This is a genomic window from Bradyrhizobium sp. USDA 372 (assembly GCF_053629095.1).
In genome coordinates this window covers 1905301-1925492 of the sequence record NZ_JBRJHR010000001.1, presented here as the reverse complement: position 1 = coordinate 1925492, position 20192 = coordinate 1905301, and the positions used below count along the sequence as shown (strand labels likewise).

General features: G+C 65.2%; 20 protein-coding genes. 6 read left to right on the top strand and 14 right to left on the bottom strand.

Going from position 1 to position 20192, the window contains the following annotated elements; translation table 11 throughout:
• Positions 1-6 precede the first annotated feature (6 nt).
• The gene (locus AB7M16_RS09390; RefSeq protein ID WP_453943730.1) at positions 7-366 is read left to right on the top strand and encodes a hypothetical protein; all 360 of its coding nucleotides are present in this window, start codon (positions 7-9) and stop codon (positions 364-366) included.
• Positions 367-491: 125 nt separating this feature from the next.
• Here the strand turns inward: AB7M16_RS09390 and AB7M16_RS09385 are convergent, their stop codons facing one another.
• The gene (locus tag AB7M16_RS09385) at positions 492-1310 is read right to left on the bottom strand and encodes a quinoprotein dehydrogenase-associated SoxYZ-like carrier (protein WP_453943729.1); all 819 of its coding nucleotides are present in this window, start codon (positions 1308-1310) and stop codon (positions 492-494) included.
• A 53-nt stretch (positions 1311-1363) separates the two neighbouring features.
• Complete coding sequence (locus AB7M16_RS09380; RefSeq protein ID WP_212255277.1) at positions 1364-2287, bottom strand: quinoprotein relay system zinc metallohydrolase 2; 924 nt, start codon at positions 2285-2287, stop codon at positions 1364-1366.
• Between the two features lie 126 nt (positions 2288-2413).
• On the opposite strand from AB7M16_RS09380, the gene AB7M16_RS09375 reads away from it, so the two are divergent.
• Positions 2414-3298 carry a substrate-binding domain-containing protein gene (locus tag AB7M16_RS09375; protein WP_453943728.1) on the top strand — a complete coding sequence of 295 codons (885 nt, stop codon included), beginning with the start codon at positions 2414-2416 and terminating at the stop codon, positions 3296-3298.
• Positions 3295-3852, top strand: coding sequence for a PQQ-dependent catabolism-associated CXXCW motif protein (locus AB7M16_RS09370; RefSeq protein ID WP_172785564.1), 558 nt, complete (start codon positions 3295-3297; stop codon positions 3850-3852). Before AB7M16_RS09375 ends, AB7M16_RS09370 begins: the two co-directional genes overlap by 4 nt.
• Positions 3853-3905: 53 nt before the next feature.
• On the opposite strand, the gene AB7M16_RS09365 is transcribed toward AB7M16_RS09370, so the two are convergent.
• The 6 genes from AB7M16_RS09365 to AB7M16_RS09340 form a co-directional block, all read right to left on the bottom strand.
• The gene (locus AB7M16_RS09365) at positions 3906-4211 is read right to left on the bottom strand and encodes a copper-binding protein (protein ID WP_172785563.1); all 306 of its coding nucleotides are present in this window, start codon (positions 4209-4211) and stop codon (positions 3906-3908) included.
• Between the two features lie 136 nt (positions 4212-4347).
• Entirely contained in the window at positions 4348-4962 is a 615-nt protein-coding gene (locus tag AB7M16_RS09360) for a hypothetical protein (protein WP_172785562.1), read from the bottom strand.
• On the bottom strand, positions 4959-5807 hold the full coding sequence (locus AB7M16_RS09355; RefSeq protein ID WP_172785561.1) for an ABC transporter permease: 849 nt from the start codon (positions 5805-5807) through the stop codon (positions 4959-4961). Before AB7M16_RS09355 ends, AB7M16_RS09360 begins: the two co-directional genes overlap by 4 nt.
• Positions 5804-6610: an ATP-binding cassette domain-containing protein gene (locus AB7M16_RS09350; RefSeq protein WP_439402956.1), complete on the bottom strand. Its 807-nt coding sequence runs from the start codon at positions 6608-6610 to the stop codon at positions 5804-5806. Before AB7M16_RS09350 ends, AB7M16_RS09355 begins: the two co-directional genes overlap by 4 nt.
• Positions 6607-7575 carry a YVTN family beta-propeller repeat protein gene (locus AB7M16_RS09345; protein WP_453947145.1) on the bottom strand — a complete coding sequence of 323 codons (969 nt, stop codon included), beginning with the start codon at positions 7573-7575 and terminating at the stop codon, positions 6607-6609. The genes AB7M16_RS09350 and AB7M16_RS09345 overlap by 4 nt, the downstream gene beginning before the upstream one ends.
• An 8-nt stretch (positions 7576-7583) precedes the next feature.
• Positions 7584-8765, bottom strand: a complete 1182-nt coding sequence (locus tag AB7M16_RS09340) for an ABC transporter substrate-binding protein (protein ID WP_453943727.1) — start codon at positions 8763-8765, stop codon at positions 7584-7586.
• A gap of 60 nt (positions 8766-8825) precedes the next feature.
• Between AB7M16_RS09340 and AB7M16_RS09335 the strand changes: the two genes are divergently transcribed.
• Complete coding sequence (locus AB7M16_RS09335) at positions 8826-9395, top strand: DUF3280 domain-containing protein (protein ID WP_453943726.1); 570 nt, start codon at positions 8826-8828, stop codon at positions 9393-9395.
• Between the two features lie 51 nt (positions 9396-9446).
• Here AB7M16_RS09335 and fghA read toward each other — a convergent pair whose 3' ends face one another.
• Together fghA and AB7M16_RS09325 are read right to left on the bottom strand one after the other, a co-directional pair.
• Positions 9447-10292, bottom strand: coding sequence for an S-formylglutathione hydrolase (gene fghA / locus AB7M16_RS09330; RefSeq protein WP_172785557.1), 846 nt, complete (start codon positions 10290-10292; stop codon positions 9447-9449).
• 69 nt (positions 10293-10361) lie between these two features.
• Positions 10362-10982 carry a response regulator gene (locus AB7M16_RS09325; protein WP_036007891.1) on the bottom strand — a complete coding sequence of 207 codons (621 nt, stop codon included), beginning with the start codon at positions 10980-10982 and terminating at the stop codon, positions 10362-10364.
• A gap of 203 nt (positions 10983-11185) precedes the next feature.
• Between AB7M16_RS09325 and AB7M16_RS09320 the strand changes: the two genes are divergently transcribed.
• Entirely contained in the window at positions 11186-12538 is a 1353-nt protein-coding gene (locus AB7M16_RS09320; RefSeq protein WP_453943725.1) for a histidine kinase, read from the top strand.
• Between the two features lie 164 nt (positions 12539-12702).
• The gene (locus AB7M16_RS09315; RefSeq protein WP_453943724.1) at positions 12703-15174 is read left to right on the top strand and encodes a TonB-dependent receptor; all 2472 of its coding nucleotides are present in this window, start codon (positions 12703-12705) and stop codon (positions 15172-15174) included.
• Between the two features lie 66 nt (positions 15175-15240).
• On the opposite strand, the gene AB7M16_RS09310 is transcribed toward AB7M16_RS09315, so the two are convergent.
• The 4 genes from AB7M16_RS09310 to AB7M16_RS09295 all read right to left on the bottom strand — a co-directional run bounded on the left by AB7M16_RS09310 (position 15241) and on the right by AB7M16_RS09295 (position 20128).
• Positions 15241-16266: an ABC transporter permease gene (locus AB7M16_RS09310; RefSeq protein ID WP_453943723.1), complete on the bottom strand. Its 1026-nt coding sequence runs from the start codon at positions 16264-16266 to the stop codon at positions 15241-15243.
• On the bottom strand, positions 16263-17780 hold the full coding sequence (locus AB7M16_RS09305; protein ID WP_453943722.1) for a sugar ABC transporter ATP-binding protein: 1518 nt from the start codon (positions 17778-17780) through the stop codon (positions 16263-16265). Before AB7M16_RS09305 ends, AB7M16_RS09310 begins: the two co-directional genes overlap by 4 nt.
• Positions 17781-17813: 33 nt before the next feature.
• On the bottom strand, positions 17814-18767 hold the full coding sequence (locus AB7M16_RS09300; protein WP_172785552.1) for a sugar-binding protein: 954 nt from the start codon (positions 18765-18767) through the stop codon (positions 17814-17816).
• A gap of 449 nt (positions 18768-19216) precedes the next feature.
• Positions 19217-20128, bottom strand: coding sequence for an MBL fold metallo-hydrolase (locus AB7M16_RS09295; protein ID WP_453943721.1), 912 nt, complete (start codon positions 20126-20128; stop codon positions 19217-19219).
• Between the last annotated feature and the right edge of the window lie 64 nt (positions 20129-20192).

Sequence of the window (20192 nt, the reverse complement as noted above, 5' to 3'; positions counted from 1 at the left end):
ACGCGCATGAATCTGGCCGGACGGCTACGACCGATTGTCGCCGCATTGACGGCGCTCGCTGCGAGCCTATGCGCGGCAGGCGCCGAAGAGGCCAATGATTATCCCACCGCGGCGCGCGCCGAATATGTCTATGGCTGCATGAAGGCCAATGGCGAGACGCGGTCCGCGATCGAGCAATGTTCCTGCTCGATCGACGTGGTCGCCTCGATCATCCCCTACGAGCGCTATGTTACCGCCGAGACCGCGCTCAGCATGTCGCAAGTGCGCGGCAATCTCGGCGTGCAGTTTCGCACCTCGGAGCAGGCCAATTCGGCGGTGAATGACCTGAGGCGCGCGCAAGCGGAAGCCGAGGTGAGGTGTTTTTGATCCCAGCACCGTCATTCCGGGACGATGCGAAGCATCGAACTACGGTGCGCAATTGCGCACCTGAGAATCTCGAGATTCCGGGTTCGGTCCTGCGGACCGCCCCGGAATGACAGCGAGAAACGCAGCTATGTCCCCGGCTTTTCCACGTCCCATTCATTGCGGAATACGTGCCCGTCCGTGTCCTTCGCTTCCGCGCGGAAACGCTTGGCGCCGTTGGAGACATAGGTGAAGCGCAGGTTGGGATCTTCCGAGATCGAGATGCCGCCTTCCATCGACAGCACGGGGCTGTCGTCCTGCGTCAGCTTGAGCTGGTTGATGAAGAAGGCGGGGATATAGAGCTGCGTGATCTGGTCCATCTGCAATCCGGAATTGTTGGGATGGCCGATCATGATCTGCGCTTCGCGCAACCGGCTGGCCGGACCGTCCTCACGGGCGAATTGCCGGTAGCGCATCTGGCCGAGCCGGTTCTTGGCTTCCTCCACGTCCTTTGCTGCCGGGGCCGAGCAGCCGCCGGAGGCCTTCACATAGACTTTCGAGACGTAGAGCTGGCCGTCGCTGAGCTCGGCCACGGCGTGCACGTCGGTGTAATTGTTGACGCGCACGCGGGTCGAGATTTCCGTGACATTGGCGTCCGGGCCGAGCTCGAACTTCGCGGCCATCGGTGCGGGGTTGCGGTCGATCACCAGCGTGATCGAACGGATGCGGCGGCTATCTGCGGGCGACAGCTTGCTGCGCAGCGTCACCGGTACGATCGCGGCATCCTCGGCGCGATAGGGCATCTCGATGCCGATGACGGCGCTGCCGTCGTTCATTGGCCGGTTGCTGAAGATGTCCTGCACCAGGCCCGGCCAGGGATCGTAGGCCACTTCCGCTTGCGTCGGCACGGCGAAGGCGATGCCGAGGAGCAGGGCGATCAGGGGCAGGCGGCGTGTGCATCCCGTCATGGTCATGCTCCTTGGATCAAGCGAAGCTGATCTCTGCCAGCGTAGCGCGCCCGCTACTCCCATTCAATTTCCGAAAATGCTGCAGTTGCGTTGCGGGCGTTGTAGTCCTCGAACAGCTGCCAGTGCGGCCGCTCTTCCGTGGCCGCCTTGTCCGCAGCGGCGCGGATCGGCGCGCCCTTCTTGTTCAGGGCGCGGACGTCGGACAGCAGCGTTGACAGGTAACGCCGTTGATCGCTCAGCGCCGCAGGCCAGTCGCTCACGGGGCCGTGACCGGGAACAACGCGCAGCGCCGGGATCGTCTCCAACTCCTTCAGCGTAGCGAGCCAGCCGCGAATGCTGCCGTCCATCACCGGAATGTGGCGGAGAAAGACGAGATCGCCAGCAAGCAGGGTCTTGGTGGTCTCGTCGAACACCGTCAGATCGTTGTCGCTGTGCCCGGCCGGCCATGCCCTCAGGGTCAAGCGGCGCGATCCGAGATCGAGCGTCAGCGTGTCCGTCACGAGCAGGGTCGGTGGCACGATCTTCACGGGATCGATCAACTCGGCGCCCATGATCCGTCTGAAATTGTCGAGATAGAACGGTCCGCGGCTCGCCAGCGCCTGCGGCAGCTTGCTGTGGCCGACGAAGCTGGCTCCCTCCGCCACGAAGGCAGCATTGCCGAAGACGTGGTCGGGATGGCCATGGGTGTTGATGACATAGCGGATCGGCTTCTGCGTGCGCGCGCGCACCGCCGCCAGCAGCGCCTCGCCTTCGCGCAGGCTGCCGCCGGTGTCGATCACGGCCACCGCGTCATCTCCCACGATGAAGCCGACATTGGCGATGTCGCCCTCATTCTCGCGGCTCATCAGCGCGATGGTCCCGGAGTGTAGGAAGATTCCCGGCGCGACTTCGCTCACAGGCAATTCGGCCGCTCCGGCGCGTGCTAGCGTCGCTACTACCAGGGACAAGGCTGCGATCACGAGAGCGATGCGAGACACTTTTCCGCCTCAGTTCAAAGGATCGGCCTCATTGCACTGCAACAAAGCAAAGCCAGCAAAAGTTGGCACACGTGGCGCGTCATGCGTTGCATGGATAACATTCAAACAAAACGAGGAGGAAGCGCGATGACGCAGGCCGGACGACATCGTCGCTGGTGGTTTTCACTCTGCATCGTGATCGCATCCTGTGCGTTCGGCGATATCGCCATTGCGCAGACCAACGAGACCGGCGATCTCTCATTCGAGCTGGTCGACCCGAAGGTGCTGCGCGTCTGCGCCGACCCGCGCAACCTGCCTTTCTCCAACGAGAAGGGCGAGGGGTTCGAGAACAAGCTCGCCGAGTTCCTGGCGGACAAGCTGCAGAAGAAGCTCGACTACGTCTTCTTTCCGCAAGCGACCGGTTTCGTGCGAATGACGCTGGGCGCACATCGCTGCGACGTCATCATGGGCTTCCCGCAGGGCGACGACCTCGTGCAGGGCACCAATCCCTATTACCGCACGACCTATGCGCTGGTCGCGAAGACCGGCAGCGGGCTCGAGGACGTCGATACGCTGGAGGACACACGCCTGAAGGGCAAGCATATCGGCATCGTCGCCGGCACGCCGCCGGCGACGAATATGGCGTTGGCGGGCCTGATGGGCGACGCCAAACCCTATCCGCTGATGATCGACACGCGCTTCGACAATTCGGCGCAGGCGATGATCGAGGACCTCACTGCCGGCAAGATCGACGCCGGCGTGCTCTGGGGACCGATGGCCGGCTATTATGCGAAGAAGGCCGGCTCCTCGCTGCACGTCACGCCGCTGGTGAAGGAGACCACCGGGCCGAAGCTGGTCTATCGCATCGGCATGGGCGTGCGTCCCGCCGACCAGAACTGGAAGCGGCAGCTCAACCGGGTCATCCAGGAGAACCAGGGCGAGATCAACAAGATCCTGCTCGATTTCGGCGTGCCGCTGCTGGACGAGAGCAATCGGCCGCTCGGCGCGGAGACTGCCAAGAAGGCGCCATGAGCCGGCCGCTTGCTGCGGCGTTCGTCGTTGCCCTGCTCGTGGTCCCGGCGTTGGCGCAGCAGCAGGAGCCGTTCGAGCCCGAGGGCTATCGCACCGACAATTATCGCGCGCCGGTGCCGGCGACGCTCGCTGGCGCGCGCGTGCTCACGACCGGAGAGGCGGAGGCGATCTGGCGCGCGAGCAGCGGCGCTTTCGTCGATGTGATGCCGCGCCCGCCGAAGCCGAAGAACCTGCCTGCGGGCACGGTGTGGCGTGATGCGCCGCGCAGGAACATTCCGGGCAGCCTCTGGCTGCCGGACACCGGCTACGGCAATCTGCCGCGCGCCATGGACGATTATCTCCAGCGTGGCCTTGTGCGCGCCTCGCGCGGCGACAAGGCCGCGCTGCTGGTGATCTATTGCCTCGCCGATTGCTGGATGTCCTGGAACGCAGCCAGGCGCGCATTGGCTTACGGCTATTCCAACATCGCCTGGTATCCCGACGGCACCGACGGCTGGGAGGGAGCAAAACTTCCGACCGAGGAAGCGCAGCCGGAACCGCGCCCGGACCAGTAACGGTTGGGCGAAGTGCTCTGCCTGTCCCTGCAAGCGGGAGACGAAAGACGGTGTTACGGCTTCTGCTTCTGCAACTTCGTCAACGTGCCCGTACCGTTGGTCTCGGTCGCAGAATAGCTCACCCTGTCGCCGGCATGGACGGCGTCCAGCATCGCGGCATCCTTGGCCTTGTACTCCTGCAGCGCGCCGGCGCTGCCGGTGCTGGCGCCGACCGTGCCCTTCTGCGTCTGCTGGATCGAGATCGTGCCGTTGAGCCGATCGATCCGCGTGATCATCCCGGTCATGTCGTCAGCGAAGGCGCTGGTTGCGAGCATGCCGAGGACCGCGGCGCCCGCGAACATGAATCTTGTGGTTCCCATCGAGGCCTCCCGACGTCTGGAGTTCACTTCGACAAGCCATCATAAATCGATTTGGTTCCGGCAGATAGCGCGGCGAAAGGTTAACGTTGCTGAGGCGATTGCGGGAACTTTCCGTGAGCCGTCAGCCCAACTGACGCTATTCCATTTCCTGCTGGATCACGCGTCCGAGCGCGAACAGGCGCTGGTCGATCGAGGTTGGAACCTCGCAGACGAAGCGCACCACCTTGTGGCGGTCCTCGAAGATCCGGGTCTTCCAGATCAACTCGTTGCTGAGCGCCTCGACCTTCGCCTCGTCACGCGGTGTGGCCCCTTGCAGGGCCTGGAGCTGAATCGTCTCTTCGCGGATCTTGTCGGCGGCATCGCGCTGCTTGCGGCTGACGCGTTCGAGCCCGTTCATGACCTGGGAGCGCTGGGCGTTGAGCGTGTCGAACAGGCCGGCGAACAGCAGCCTGGCGTTCGCACTCTTGTCGGCGGCGGAACCTGCGAGAAACTCCTTCACCAGCTTTTCCGCCTCATCCAGCGGCGTCTTGCGCGCCGCCAGCTTTGCGACGAGCGCGCTGATCCTGGCGTCGTCCTTCCATCTGTTCTGGACGTCGTCGAGCGGCGGACCGGCCCACACGGCAGCCAGCGAGATCTCCGGCACCTTGGCCTGGGTGCACGGCCAGTCCGGATAGCGGGGATCGGCGGCGTGCGCCGCCGTGCTCGCAACAGCGAGCACCAGGACAGCACTGGCGAGAACTCGAACAATCATCCTTCGCCTCCCGCAGGCCCGCGTCGCGCCAGCCCGCGCGAGGGATCATAGGCCAGGATCGCGCCGATCATGAAGACGATTGTGCAGGTCGCGACCACCGCCAGCGAGATCCAGTTGACCTGGCCATACAGCGCGAAGCGGATCAGCTCAACCGCATGGGTGAACGGATTGGCCTCGCACAGATAGTAGAGATAGGGGCTGCCCTCCTGCACCCGCCAGAGCGGGTAGAGCGCGGAGGAGGCGAAGAACATCGGGAAGATCACGAAGTTCATGACACCGGCGAAGTTCTCCAGCTGCTTGATGCCCGACGAGATCAGCATGCCGAGCGAGCCCAGCATCAGCCCCGACAGGATCAGCGCCGGCAGCACGGTGAGATAGCCCTGGGGCGGCGGGGTGATGTCCCAGAGCCAGGCGATCAGCAGGAACGCATAGACCTGGAGCAACGATACCGCGGTGCCCGCGAGCAGCTTGCAGAACAACAGGAACCCACGCGGCAGCGGGCTCACCAGGAGCGTTCGCATGTTGCCCATCTCGCGGTCATAGACCATCGACAGCGAGGACTGCATGCCGTTGAAGAGCTGGATCATCGCCATCAGCCCCGGCGCGATATAGACCTCGTAGAGGATGTAGGTCTCGTAGGGCGGGATGATGGAGATGCCGAGCACCTGGCGGAAGCCGGCGGCAAAGATGAACAGCCACACCAGGGGACGCACCAGTGCCGAGACGAAGCGCTCGCGCTGATGCAGGAAGCGCAGCCCCTCGCGCCAGACGATGCCAGTGAGGCAGGTCATGTACTCGGAGAGCGAAAATCCCCGCGGCGCCTCGCGCGTTGTGATGCTGCTCATGCGCCGCCTCCAGGCATGGTTTGCGCGCCGGTCAGGCGCATGAAGGCGGTGTTGACGTCCTGCGCACCGGCCTCCGCGACGACGCGGCTCATCGGCCCCTGCGCCAGCACCTTTCCCTGGTGCAGCACCACGAGATCGTCGCTGGGCATGATCTCGTCGAACAGGTGCGTGGCCCAGAGCACGCCGATGCCCTGCTCGGTCACGAGCTGGCGGACATGGCTGATGATGTCGGCGCGAGCCTTGACGTCGAGGCCGACGGTCGGCTCGTCGAGCAGCAAGAGGCGCGGCCGATGCAGCAGCGCCCGCGCGATCTCCAGCCGCCGCATCTGTCCGCCCGAGAGGTCGCGCACCTTGCTCGCGGCGCGATCGGCAAGGCCGATGCGCCCGAGCAGCTCGGCGCTGCGCGCCGAGGCGTCGCGGCGGCCGATGCCATGCAGCGCGGCGTGATAGAGCAGGTTCTGCGTCAGCGACAGGTCGAGATCGAGCGTGCGCGGCTGGAACACGACCCCGAGCAGCCGCAGCGCCTCGCCGGGGCTCTTGCTGACGTCGTGCCCGAAAATGCCGACGCGGCCGGACTGGATGCCGAACAGGCGCGTGATCAGCGAGAACAGCGTGCTTTTGCCGGCGCCGTTGAGTCCCAGCAGCGCCGTGAAGCTCGCGGGCTGCACATTGAAGGACACGTCCGTCAAGGCGCGCCGCGGACCATAGGCATGGCTGACGCCCTCGATCGACAACGCCGGCACCGTGGCCGCTCCCGGTCTCGGCGTCTGCTGCGGTTCGGCGATCGGGGCAGGGCTGGTCATGGCGCGATCGCAATGCCCCAGGGCAGTTCGCCCACCTGAATGGTCTTGATCACTTTTTGCGCGGCAACGTCGATGACGGAGACATCGTTCGACACGCCGTTGGTGGTGAGCAAATATTTCTCGTCCGGCGTGAACGCCATGTGCCAGACCCGCTGCCCGACCAGGAGATATTTCGTCACCTTGCGCGAGGCGACGTCGACCACGGCGATGCGGTTGGCGGGGCCGAGCGCGACGAAGGCGGTCTTGTCGTCCTTGGTCATGCCGATCCCGACCGGCTGGATCGCCTCCTTCCGCAGGCCCGGGATCTCGAACGTGACCTTGCCGATCACCTCGTGCTTTTTGGGGTCGATGATCGAGACGGTGCCGCCGATCTCCGAGGACACCCAGACCTCCGAAGAATCGTGCTTGTACTCGGCAAAGCGCGGCCGCGCGTCGACCAGCACGTTGGCGACGATCTGGCGCGACGACGTTTCGATGAAATGCGCCATGTTGGTCGTCTCGGACGTGTTGATCAGCGTCTTGCCGTCCGGGCTGATGGTCATGCCCTCGGGCTCGACGCCGACCTGGATATCGCCGAGCCGGGTGCGCTTCTCGAGGTCGATCACCGTCACCGTGTTGTCGTTCTCGTTGGCGACATAGAGGATCTTGCCGGCCGCATCCTGCGCGAACAGCTCGGGGTCGGGTCCGGAGGGCAGGCTGTCCACCACGCTTTGCGTCTTGGTGTCGATCACCTGGATGGTGTCGTCGTCACCGACCGCGACCATCACGAACTTGCCGTCGCGGGTGAAATCGATGCCGCGCGGACGCTGGCCGACCTTGATGGTCTTGGTCACGGTCCAGCTGTCGGTATCGATCACCGAGACCGTGTTGCTCTTCTCGTTCGAGACATAGGCGATGAAAGCATGCGCGGGCAATGCGACGAGCGCCAGCCCGGACAGAAGCCCCACACGCCACATGCGCAACATCTGCGTCCTCATTTCAGCTTGCATTTGCTCTCCGGGCGATCGTAGCCGAGCGTGTCGAGCTCGGAGACCTGGTGCAGGAATCCTTCCTGCGGCGACACCGATACCACCATGCGGCCGTCGACCAGGAGGATCGGCTGGCGCAGCTGCCAATTCCAGTCGCGCAAGGTCAGCCGCGTGCCCTTGAAGGCGGCGACGGAGAAATCCGGGCCCTTGATGAAATCGGTGACCTTCTTGACCTCGCCGGAATTGGTGCGCGAGGTGGCTTCGCCGATCATGCGCACCGCGGTCCAGGCCTGCATGTCGAGCGCGGTCATCCGCCGCGAATTCAGCTTGATGAAGCGGTTCTGCATCTGGATCGCGCCCCATTGGTCCTGCGATGCGTCCCAGCTGCGCGGCACGAGGCCGGCCGAGCCGGCGACCGGACGCGGATCCCAGGTGCGATAGGGCAGATAGGCGCCGAACACCTCACTCTCGTCGGCGGCGACCAGCACGTCATAGGCCGGCGCCTGTTGCGTGAAGACAGGAATCTGGCGCTGGATCTGCGTCACGCCGCTATCGGTGCGCCGCGCGCCGCCCTTGTCCTCGAAGGTCCGCTCCTGCACGATCTTGGCACCGAACCGCGCCGCGGTTCGCCGGAGCGCATCGGCGAACAGCCTGTCCTCGTCGTGCGAGCCGACCACCAGCAGCCAGCGCGACCACTTCTTCCACACCAGATATTGGCCGAGTGCGTCCGCCAGCATCGCGCGCGTCGGCGCGGTGTGGATGACGTTGGCGCGGCAATCGGCCTCGCGCAGCCGCTCGTCGATCGCGCCGGCGTTGAACAGCAGCGTGCCGCGGTCGCGCAGGGCGTCCGCGGCCTTCAGAAGCGCATCGGCGGGGAGGTCGGCGATGATGAAGCCGTTCTTCTCGGCGAGCGCGGTCGCAGCCTGCGCCACGTCCTCGCCTTCCCTGATGCGGCGCTCCTCCAGCGTGAAGCGCTGGCCGGTGAATTTCCCGGTGGTGTTGTTGTCCTCGATGGCAAGGCGCGCGCCGGCGACGCCGTCATTCTCGGCGGGCTGCTCGACCAGCGACAGCGTCGATCGGGTGCCGGCGATTCCGAGATAGCCGACGCCGACCGTGACGGGATCGGCCGCAAGCGCGCTCGTCGCCGCAAGACCAAAGCCGATCAGGCCGGCCAACCATCGGGTCATGTTTCCTCCAGACGATCTCCCCGGCTTGACCGCCGGTGAAGAATTGTCTCTGCTTCAAGCATGACCAAATTGTCAGGCCATGCAACCCCGCATTTCGTCCCCGCGCGCGCACGGCCGGGAATCACGATCATGCGAGCATTGTTGGCGATCGCGGCTTTGCTGTTGACGGGCGCGGCCGCGCTCGCCGACCCGCCGAAACTCGCGGTGTTCGATTTCGAGCTGATCGACACCAGCCTGCCGGGCGAGTTCTACGGCTCCAAGCCGGAAGAGGCGCGGCTCCTGCGCATCAGCGAGCAGCTGCGCAAGGAATTGGCAGAGTCGGGCAAGTTCCAGGTGCTCGACATCGCGCCGGTACGGGAGGCTGCCCGTCACGCCAACCTGCAGGCCTGCGGCGGCTGCGACCTCAAGCTCGCCGGGCAGCTCGGTGCCGATTTGGAGATCACCGGGCTCGTGCAAAAGGTCTCGAACCTGATCATCAATCTCAACGTCTATCTGCGCGACGTGAAGACCGGCAACATGATCACCGCCGCCAGCGCCGACATGCGCGGCAACACGGATGAATCCTGGTCGCGCACCATGAGCTACCTCATCCGCAACCGCCTGCTGGCGCCGAATTACGGTAAGCCATGAGGTCTTCGCCTCTCCCCGTAAGAACGGGGAGAGGGGGAGGAGAGAGCAAGATCACGCCGTCAATCTTGCCGCATGCCAGTGCAGGTGATCGCTCATGAAGGTCGAGATGAAATAATAGCTGTGGTCGTAGCCCGCCTGGCGCCGCAGCGTCAGCGGGATGCCGGCCTTGGCGCAGGCGGCCTCGAGCAGCTCCGGCTTGAGCTGCTCCTTCAGGAAATTGTCGGCCTCGCCGACATCGACCAGGAAGCCGGAGAACTTGGCGCCGTCCTCGATCAGCGCCACCGTGTCGTGGTTGCGCCAGGAATCCTTGTTCGGCCCGAGATAGCCGGACAGCGCCTTGATGCCCCAAGGCACGAGCGAGGGCGCCACGATCGGGGCAAACGCGCTGGCTGCGCGAAAGCGGTGCGGGTTGCGTAGCGCCACCGTCAACGCGCCGTGGCCGCCCATCGAGTGCCCCATCACTGATTGCCGCCTGGCATCGACCGGGAAGTTCTCCGCCACGAGCTTCGGCAGCTCGTCCGTGACGTAGCTCCACATGCGATAGTTGCGCGCGAACGGCTCTTGCGTGGCGTCCACATAGAAGCCGGCCCCGAGGCCGAAATCATAGGCGTTGTTGGCATCGCCTGGCACGTCGGGCCCGCGCGGTGAGGTGTCGGGCGCGACGAAGATCAGGCCGAGCTCGGCGCAAGCCTTGCGGAATTCGCCCTTCTCGGTGACGTTGGCATGCGTGCAGGTGAGCCCGGACAGGTACCAGACCACGGGCAGTTTGGCGCCGTCCGCATGTGGCGGGATATAGACCGAGAACACCATGTCGGTTCCGGTCGCCTGGCTGGCGTGGCGATAGACGCCCTGCACGCCGCCATGGGATTTGTTGGTCGAGACAGTCTGAATCGTCATGCCGAAAGACTCCGTGGCATCTCACCACATCAAGATTGCAACGCTTGTGTGACCGAATTTGTGGCGTCGTCAGGCGACGCCGCTGTCGATCGCCAGCCGCACCAGTTCGACCGAGGTCTTCACCCCGAGCTTCTGGCGCATGATGGACGAGGTATTGGCGACCGTCTTGTAGGACGATTGCACCAGCCAGGCGATCTCGGACAGGCTCTTGCCGGCGCTGAGCAGCCGCAGGATCTCCATCTCGCGCGCGTTCAGCTTCGACAGCGGGTTTTGCGCCAGCGTCGGCCCCGCAAAGGCGATGCTGCGCGCGATCGCGGTCGGAAGGTAGGTGCCGCCGCTTCCGACGGCGCGGATCGCCTCGACGAGGTCGTCGGGGTCGCCGGTCTTGGAGACGTAGCCCTTGGCACCGCACTCGATCGCGCGCGCGGCGAAGGCGGGGTCGTCATTCATGCTGAACATGATGATGCGGGCCTCGGGAGCACGCTCGAGGATGCGGCGCGCGAGCTCGAATCCGGAGACGGTCGGCAGATTGATGTCGATGATGCAGAGGTCGGGACGTTCGACGATGAAGACGCACTCGCCGTCCTCGGCGTCGGCGGCCTCCAAAATCTCGATCTCGCCTTCGTCGGCCAGCACGGCACGGCAGCCGGAGGCGACGATGGGATGATCGTCGACGATCAGAATGCGCATGGGCGTTCCTCGCGACAGCCACGTCCCCTGGAGCTTGCCTGTTCTGCGCCGCATGAGGTGATCAGACAAGACGCGCGTCTCGTGTCGCCTCATGCACCCCGGCCGGGATTGCTGTACGCTTCCGATTAGATATCGGGCGGTTCGGCTCTGTCAACGTCATCGGACAGGCGCGGCCAACCCTTCGCGAGGCACGAGCGAGACCAATGTGGCAAAATCTTTCCTTGCGCGGGCGCATCAATCTCTTGCTGGCGTTGCTGCTGGCACTGGGGCTCGCGGTCAATATCGGCCGCCAGGTCGCCGAGGCCGGCCCGCGCGTGCAGGCCGAGGACCAGAGCGTAATCCGCCTCGCGCGCGAATTCATCGAGATGATCGTTGCGGATCTCAACGAGGCGCCCGATCCGGATGCCAGGCTGAACCAGATCGCCCGCGATCTCAGCCGCCTGCGCCATGTCAGCATCGCGCTGCACGATTCCGGTGGGAACCCGCTGACGCCGCCCCGGCTTGGCGCCGATGGCGACGTGCGCGGCCCGCCGGCCTGGTTCGTCAGCCTGGTTCATCCCGAGCAGACCGCGGTCAGCGTGCCGGTCTCGATCCGCGGCAAGCCCGGCTCGCTGGTGATCACCTCGCACCCCGACGACGAGATCGCCGAGATCTGGGACGGCATCGTGACCCAGCTCGAGGTCGGCTCGGTGGTCGCGCTCGCGCTGTTTTTCCTGATGATGAAGGTGGTCGGCCGTGCCCTGGCACCGCTGCAGTCGCTGGCGGAGGCCATGGGCAAGCTCGAAAGCGGACATTACGAGGCCCGTGTCGCGCCGGGCGGCGCGCCGGAGCTTGCCGCGATCTGCACCAGGCTCAACCATCTTGCCGCGACACTCGGTGAAGCGGTCGAGGAGAAGCGGCGCCTTGCCGAGCGTGCCGTGTCGCTGCAGGACATCGAGCGCAAGGAGATCGCGCGCGAGCTGCACGACGAGTTCGGGCCCTATCTGTTCTCGCTGCGCGCGCATGCGAGCGCGCTGGCGAAGCAGGCGGACGGACGTGAGCCGAGTGCGGATGCCGTGCGCAAACATGGCAGCGCCATGCTGGAGCAGATCAATGCGCTTCAGCAGTTCAACCGCCGCGTATTGGAGCGCCTTCGGCCCGTGGGCCTTGCCGAGCTCGGCCTGCGCCAGGCGCTGGAATCCCTGTCGCGGCTGTGGCGGGAGTCGCGTCCCGACGTCGCGATCGAGACGTCGATCTCGCCGGCGCTGGGCGCAACCGGCGAGACCGCCGATCTCACCATCTACCGCATCGTGCAGGAGGCGCTCACCAATGTGTTCCGCCACGCCGGCGCGACCTCGGTCAGCGTCGTCATCGAGCCGGTGGAGCAGGCCGGCGGCCGCGGCTGCGCCCGAGTGCGGGTCAGCGACAACGGCCGCGGCATGGAGCCGGGCCAGAAGCTCGGCTTCGGCCTCGTCGGCATGCGCGAGCGGATCCTGGCGCTCGGCGGCACGCTCAATGTCGTCTCCGGTGACGGCGGCGTGACCGTGGAAGCGCTGGTACCGACAGCGGTAACGTGATCGCACCCGAAGCGACCGGGAAAAATTCCCGATTTGGTCGGGAAAATGGGCGCGGATTGGACCCGACCTTTTGTGGCTGGCGCCCGCATTGCGGCCGAATAAACTCGTCTCGACCAATCGGCGGAAAATCAAGACAGTCGGTGGTCACGGATGGGAAGGCGGGGATGGGCTGGGTTGTTTGGTTCAAGCGTGGTTTGCTGACGGCCTCGGTGTCGACCGGGTTTATATCGGGCTTGATCTTTGCGAGCCCTGCCGGGGCCGCGCCGGACGAGGAGACCAACGTCCAGAACCTGCCGCCGGTTGAGGTCTCCGCACCACCTCCGGCGACGCGGCGCGCGGCGCCGTCGCGACCGGTTGCGCGCGTCGGGGCGCCGTCGTCCGCCGCGCCGAGGACACGGATCTACGTCTATCCGACCTCGCCGGGCATCGGCCGCGGTCTCGACGTCGACAAGGTCCCGTCGGCGATCAATGCCGTCGATGCCAACCAGATCAGGCGCACGGGCTCGCTGAACGTCACGGACGCGCTGCGCGACAACATCGCCGGCGTCAACATTAGCGAAGTCACCGGCAATCCGTTCCAGCCGGATGTCGAATTCCGCGGCTTTGTCGCATCGCCCGTGACCGGCACGCCGCAAGGTCTGGCGGTGTATCAGAACGGCGTCCGCATCAACGAGGCATTCTCGGATGCCGTCAATTGGGACCTGATCCCCACCGCCGCGATCAGGTCGGTGACGCTGGTGACCAACAACCCGGCCTTCGGTCTCAATGCGCTCGGCGGCGCGATCAACCTGCAAATGAAGGACGGCTTCACCTATCAGGGCGCCGAGCTCGACCTCATGGGCGGATCGTTCGGCCGCGTCCAGGGCTCGGCGCAATGGGGCAAGCAGGTCGACCAGAACTATGCCGTCTATGCCGCGCTCGAAGGCCTGCGCGACAACGGCTTCCGCAATTTCTCCCAATCGACGGTGCGGCGCTTCTACGGCGATGTCGGTTACAAAGCCGGCAACAGCGAATTCCACGCCAACATGGGCGTCGCCAAGAACGATTTCGGGGCCAGCGCCACTGTCCCGGCCGAGCTGCTCGACAAATATTGGGGCGCGACCTACACCACGCCGCAGACCACCTCCAATCGCGTCGGCTATCTCAACCTGACCGGCAAGGTCGAGGCGACGCCGACCTGGACGTTCGAAGGCACCGCTCACGTGCGCAGGTACGAGCAGAAGGTGGTCGACGGCAACCCGACCGACGTGCAGGAGTGCGGTGCGGATCCGGCGCTGCTGTGCTTCGGCGATGACACCACCGCGGCGAACGGCGCGGGTGGCGCGCAACTCGCCAATCCCTTCGCGCCGGGAACCATCCTCGGCGAGATCGACCGCGGCTCGATCCGTTCGACCACCCTCGGCGTGTCGGGGCAGGCGACCAACAGCGATCAGCTGTTCGGCCACGACAACCGCTTCGTGATCGGCGCCACCTACGACGCCAGCGTCACGCGCTACAACGCCACCGCCGAGATCGGCTCGATCGGAGAGAACTACGTCGTCAGCGGCAGCGGCGTTTTCCTGGGCCCGACTCCCACGGCAAACCCGGTCGCCGGCCCCGTCTCGCTGCGGACTGTCAACCAATACAACGGCCTCTATGCGATGGACACGTTCAACGTCACGGATGCTTTCGCCATCACGGGCGGCGGTCGCTTCAACGTGGCGCGGATCTCGCTGGAGGACCAGCTCGGCACCGCGCTCAACGGCGATCACACCTACACCCGCTTCAACCCGATCATCGGCGGCACCTACAAGATCACGCCCGAGCTGACCGCCTATGCCGGCTATTCCGAGGCCAACCGCGTGCCGACACCGCTCGAGCTCGGCTGCGCCGATCCCGCCAGGCCCTGCCTGCTCGCGGCGTTTCTGGTCGCGGATCCGCCGTTGAAGCAGGTCGTCTCCAAGACCGTGGAAGCCGGTTTTCGCGGTACCAAGGAGCTGAACATCGGCACGCTCGGATGGAAGGTCGGCGGCTTCCGTGCCACCAATTATGACGATATCGTAGCGGTGCCTGTCGTCGGGCGGACCGGCTTCGGCTATTTCTCCAATGTCGGCCGCACCCGGCGGCAGGGGCTCGAAGCCGAAGTCAGCATCAAGTCGCCCACGCTGCAGGTCCAGGCGAGCTATGCGTTCGTCGATGCGCGCTTCCTTGATCCGCTCGAGCTCGGCTCGGAGAGCCCGTTCAGAGACCCTGCCACCGACACCATCCAGGTCAGGCCCGGCAACCAGATCCCCGCGATCCCGCGCCACCGCGTCAAGGTTGGTGTCGACTACGCCGTGACCGACGTCTGGAAGGTCGGCGGCAACGCGCTGTTCGTCTCCAGCCAATATCTCGTCGGCGACGAGTCGAACCAGTTCGCGAAGCTGCCGTCCTACACGGTGTTCAATCTCAACACCTCCTACCAGGTGACGAAGAACATCCAGCTCTATGGCCGTGTCGACAACATCTTCGACAAGCGCTACGCGACCTACGGACAATTCTTCGATACCGGGGCCTTGCCCAACTTCACCAACGGCGGCAATGCCTTCACCGACCCGCGCTCGCTCAGCCCGGCGCGGCCGCGCGCGTTCTATGCGGGGATGCGGGTGACGTTCTAGATATTTTGGAACGTCCTCTCTTGGATGGCCGTCTATGTCGACGACAGGCCGGCGAGACCCTCGCCTTCACTCCACCTTCACTCGCTCGAGCGGCGCCGCAGCGACGCTCGCCTGCTCCCGGCCTTTGGCCACTCCCACGCGTTGGCGTCGTTGCACGAGATACTGATCTCCGAGCACGCCGATCAGGATCACCGTTCCCATCACCGCGAAATTGAGCGAGCTCGGAATGCCCAGCAGGTTGACCAGATTCTGCAGCACCTGGAGCAGCACGGTGCCGAGCACCACGCCGATGATCGAGCCTTCGCCGCCGCGCAAGGAGCAGCCGCCGAGCACTGCGGCGGCGATGGCGTAGAGCTCGTAGAACGAGCCGTGCACGGCGGGGGAAATCGAACGAGTATACATCGCGATCAGGATTGCCGAAAACGCTGTCAGCCCGCCACAGATGACATAGGCCGAGACGATCACGCGGTTGGTGCGAATGCCGGAATAGCGTGCCGCTTCCTCGTTCTTGCCGACGGCAAAGAGATAGCGGCCGAACACCGAGCGGTGAAGCACCACCCAGGCGATCACGGCCACCACGGCGAGCGCCACCACGCTGTGCGGCAGCGGAAAGCCGAGCACGTTGGTGCGGCCGGCGGCCAGCCATTCCAGCGTCGGAAAGCTCGCGCCGAAGCCGAAGCCAGCCGTCGCGTCCTCGGTGTAATAGCGCGCCGCGCCGCGATAGATCAGGAGGCCGCACAGCGTGACAACGAAAGGCTGGATCCGCATCCGGGTCGTCAGCGTGCCATGGACGAGGCCGATCACGAGCCCGGCCGCGACGATCATCGCGAGGGCTACGACCCAGTTGACGTCGTGATTGACGATGAGGTCGATGAACAGGACGCCCAGCAGTGCGATCACCGAACCGACCGACAGCTCGATCCCGCCGATGATGATGATGAAGGCTTCCGCGATGGAGAAGATGCCGAACAGCCCGATCTGGTTGGCGGTGTTGGAGAGATTGCCCACGAACAGGAATCTCGGATTGATCAGGGCGACGACGGTCCCGACCACCAGAATCAGAACGAGAAGGCTCAGGTCTTTCTTGCTCAAGGTCCCTCCGCCGCGATTGTGTGGCCAACGGCAAGCTGCAGCACATTGTGCTCACTGAACTGGCTGCGATCAAGGAAGCCCGAGATCGCGCCCTCATGCATGACCGCGAGCCGGTCGCTGACCCCGATCACCTCCTCCATGTCGCTGGAGATCATCAGGATCGCCACGCCGGCATCAGTCAGGCGGCGCAGCATGCCGTAGATCTCCTGCTTGGCTCCGACATCGACCCCGCGCGTCGGCTCGTCGACAATCAGCACCTTCGGCTGCATCGAGAGCCATTTGGCGAGCACGACCTTTTGCTGGTTGCCGCCCGACAAAGAGCCGACGACGGTCTTGACATCGGGCGCGCGGATCTTGAGGCGCTCGCGCTGACGCACCGCATTCTCGTTCTCGCGCGCGCTATCCACCAGCCAGAAGCGCATATAGGAGGCCAGATCCGGCAGCGAGATGTTTTCCGTGATCGAGACGTCGAGCAGCAGGCCCGCGCCCTTGCGGTCCTCCGGAACAAGATAGATGCCTTGCTCGATGGCGGCCCGTGGGCTTGCGATCCGGATCGGCTCGCCATCGAGTCGTATCGCGCCGCCGCGCAATCGGTCGATGCCGAAGAGGGCGCGCGCGAGCTCCGTGCGGCCGGACCCGACGAGACCGGCAAGTCCGAGGATCTCGCCGCGGCGGACCGACAGGCTCACGGCGCGGCCGGGATAGGTGTCGGTGACCGCATCGACGATATCGAGCACGCTGTCGCCGGGCGGCGCGGCCGGCGGAACGTAGAGCGATTTCAGGTCGCGGCCGATCATCAGGCGAATCATCGCCGCCGGAGAGAGTTCCGCACGTGTCAGTGCGCCGACCATGCGCCCGTCGCGCAGCACGACCGCGCGGTCGGCGCACTGCATCACCTCGTTGAGCCGATGTGTGATGAAGATGACGCTGACTCCGTGGGCTTTCAGGCTGGCCACGGTCCGCATCAGGCGGTCCGTCTCGGCGAGCGTCAGGCTCGAGGTCGGCTCGTCCATGATGACGAGACGAGCATCGAGCGAAAGCGCCTTCATGATCTCGACGAGCTGGCGCTGCGCCAGCGACAGTTCGGCGAGCGGCGCATCGGCCGCGAAATCGCAGCCGAGCCGCTCCAGCAGCGGCGCGACATCGGCATGCATCCGTTTGCGGTCGATCAGCCGCAAGGGCCCGCCGTGCACGGGCTCGCGGCCGATGAAGACGTTGCCGGCGACGTCGAGATTGTCGAAGAGGTTCAGTTCCTGATGGACGAAGGCGATGCCCGCCTTGATCGCGTCCGCCACGGTGAGCGAGCCTCGCGCGACGCCGTCGACAAGGATGACGCCGCCGCTCGGCTCCACGACCCCGCCGAGCACGCGCATCAGCGTCGACTTGCCGGCGCCGTTCTCGCCGATCAGCGCAACGACCTCGCCGGGCGACACCTGGAGACCGACGTGGTCGAGGGCGACCACGCCTGGATAGCTCTTGCTGATGTCGACCAGCTCGAGGAACGGTTCTGGCATGGTAGGCTGCGCGGCGGGCAGCGCGGATATCTCCTACTTTTTCAGCATCTGCTTCATCGAGGCCATGAACTCGTCGACATTCGCCTTTTCGATGACCTTGCCGGGCACGATGATGATGCCGTTGGCCGGAATGCCGGACTTGTTGCCGCCGATGTAGTTCGCCATCAGCTTCATGCCCTGATAGCCCCACTCGAACGGCTGCTGCACCACCGTGCCGACGATGCTGCCTTCCTTGACGCCGCCGAGCGTGATCGGATCCTCGTCAAAGCCGATGATCTTGATCTTGTCGAGCTTGCCGGCCTCCTTGAGCACCTCGTAGATCCGCGGCGTATTGTAGGAGTAGAAGCCGACGAGGCAGCTCACATCGGGCATGGCCGCGAGGATGTCCTCGACATTGCGCTTGGCGCGGGTCTGGTCGATCTCGTCGCCGCGAACGTCGACGAGCTCGACCTTCGAGCCCTTGATCGTCTCCTTCACGCCCTCGATGCGCTCGCGCGCATTGTCGGCGCCGGGCAGGCCGACGAAGCCGACGCATTTGCCGCCGTTCGGCAGCGCCTTGACCATCAGCTTTCCTGCCTCCTTGCCGAGGTCGGTGTTGGAAGAGCCGATATAGGCCACGCGCTTGGATTGCGGCGCGTCGCTGTCGGTGGTGAACAGCACCGTCTGGGACGCAACCTTGTTGAGGTGCTCGGTCTGGTTCTTCGGATCGACCGCGCTGACCATGATGCCGGCGGCACCGGCGGCGACGAGGTCGTCCATCACGCGCTGCTGCACGGCGGCCGCAGCCTGTTCCGGATATTTGAACTGGAGCTCGTAGTTGGGCAACTCGCCCTGCGCCTTCTTCATCCCGGCCTCGGCGATCTTCCAGAAGTCGGATGCGCCATTGACGACGAAGGCCAGAACCTTCTTGTCCGCCGCATCGGCCGAGCCGAACCCCGCTGCAATCGCGAAGGCAATAGACGCACCTGCAACCAAGAGACGCTGCATATCATCCTCCCCTAAGGCGGTCGGCCGTTTTCGATGGCCAACTCTGCTTGAGCCCAGATTGGGCGCATGCCTCACCCCCGGCGGCGCGGCAATCGGCCGCCACCCGCATCGTTGCGGCAGAGGCGGGTCACCGACCCGGCCGGCGAGGTGAAATGAGGCACGTACCTCAAGCTAGCAGAAGCCCGCGGGGCGCGCAATTGGAAGCAACGGTCCGGACGCCAACCTCGGCGCTGAGGTGATGTCGTGCCTCACGAGATGAGGCGGCATGCGCTCGCCAATGGCTCACCACATGCAAAATCAGACTGCGTTATCAAGTAAGGTCCGCGCTCGGTCGGCCCGGCACGGCCAAGGGCATTCGACGCTGGGACGCGGGTGACGTTCTGAGTTGCAGCAGGCGCTGACGCCTCCTCCTCCCAAAGGAGGAGAAGGAAGCGCAGCGTCCACTCGGCTCAGTAGTCCCAGAACACCGGCACCCAGCGGAAGGCGTCGCCATCCGCCGCGACCCGTCCGACCGACGGGAACGGCAGGTGCGTGGCCACCAGCATCTCGCCAGTCTTGGCAAGCTCCCGCAGAAGACGGGTACGCACGCGCGCAGCCTCCTCGGGATCGTGTTCGAAACCGTTGTGCCAGTCGGGCTGGTCGAACCCGACGGCGAACACGGCGTCGCCGGCAAACGTCAGCGCCTCGCCGCCGGACGCGATGCGAACCACGCTGTGCCCGGGAGTGTGACCGCCGGTGCGCCGTGCGACGACGCCCGGCGCAACCTCGTGCGCCTCATCGAACGGCCTGAGCTGACTGCCATAGGCTTTCACGAACTGCTTGGCGGTCGCCCGCAGCGCATCGGGGAAGCCCTGAGGCATGTTGGTGTGAGAGAAATCAGGTGCTTCCCAGAACTTGACCTCCGCCGCCGCGACGTGGATCCGCAGGTCCGGGCGCAGCCGCTGCTTCACACCGTCGACGAGCAGCCCGCCGATGTGGTCCATGTGCATGTGGGTGAGCACCAGATCGGTCACGGAGGAAAGATCGATGCCGGCAGCCTCCAGTCGCTTGATCAACTGCCCGGCCCGCGGCAAGTGCAAGTTCGGGTCGGAGCCAAGGCCGGCGTCAATGAGAATGGTCTTGCCGCCGCTTCGCACCATGACCGCATTCAGTGCCCAGTCGAAAGCGTCGGGCGGCAGGAACATGTCACGCAGCCAGGCGGCCCGATCGGCCGGGGCGGCGTTGTGCGCCAACATGGTGGTCGGCAGCGGCAGAACGCCGTCGCTGACCACGAGCACGTCGATCTCACCGATCTTGAGCGCGTAGCGCGACGGCACGAGCTCTTCGGGTTTCGCGGCGTATGAGGTGTTGTGGAGGTTCATGTTGTTCTCCTGTTTCATGCTGCTGGCTGATCTTGTTGATCAGGCCGCGCAGCCAGGGAGCGCG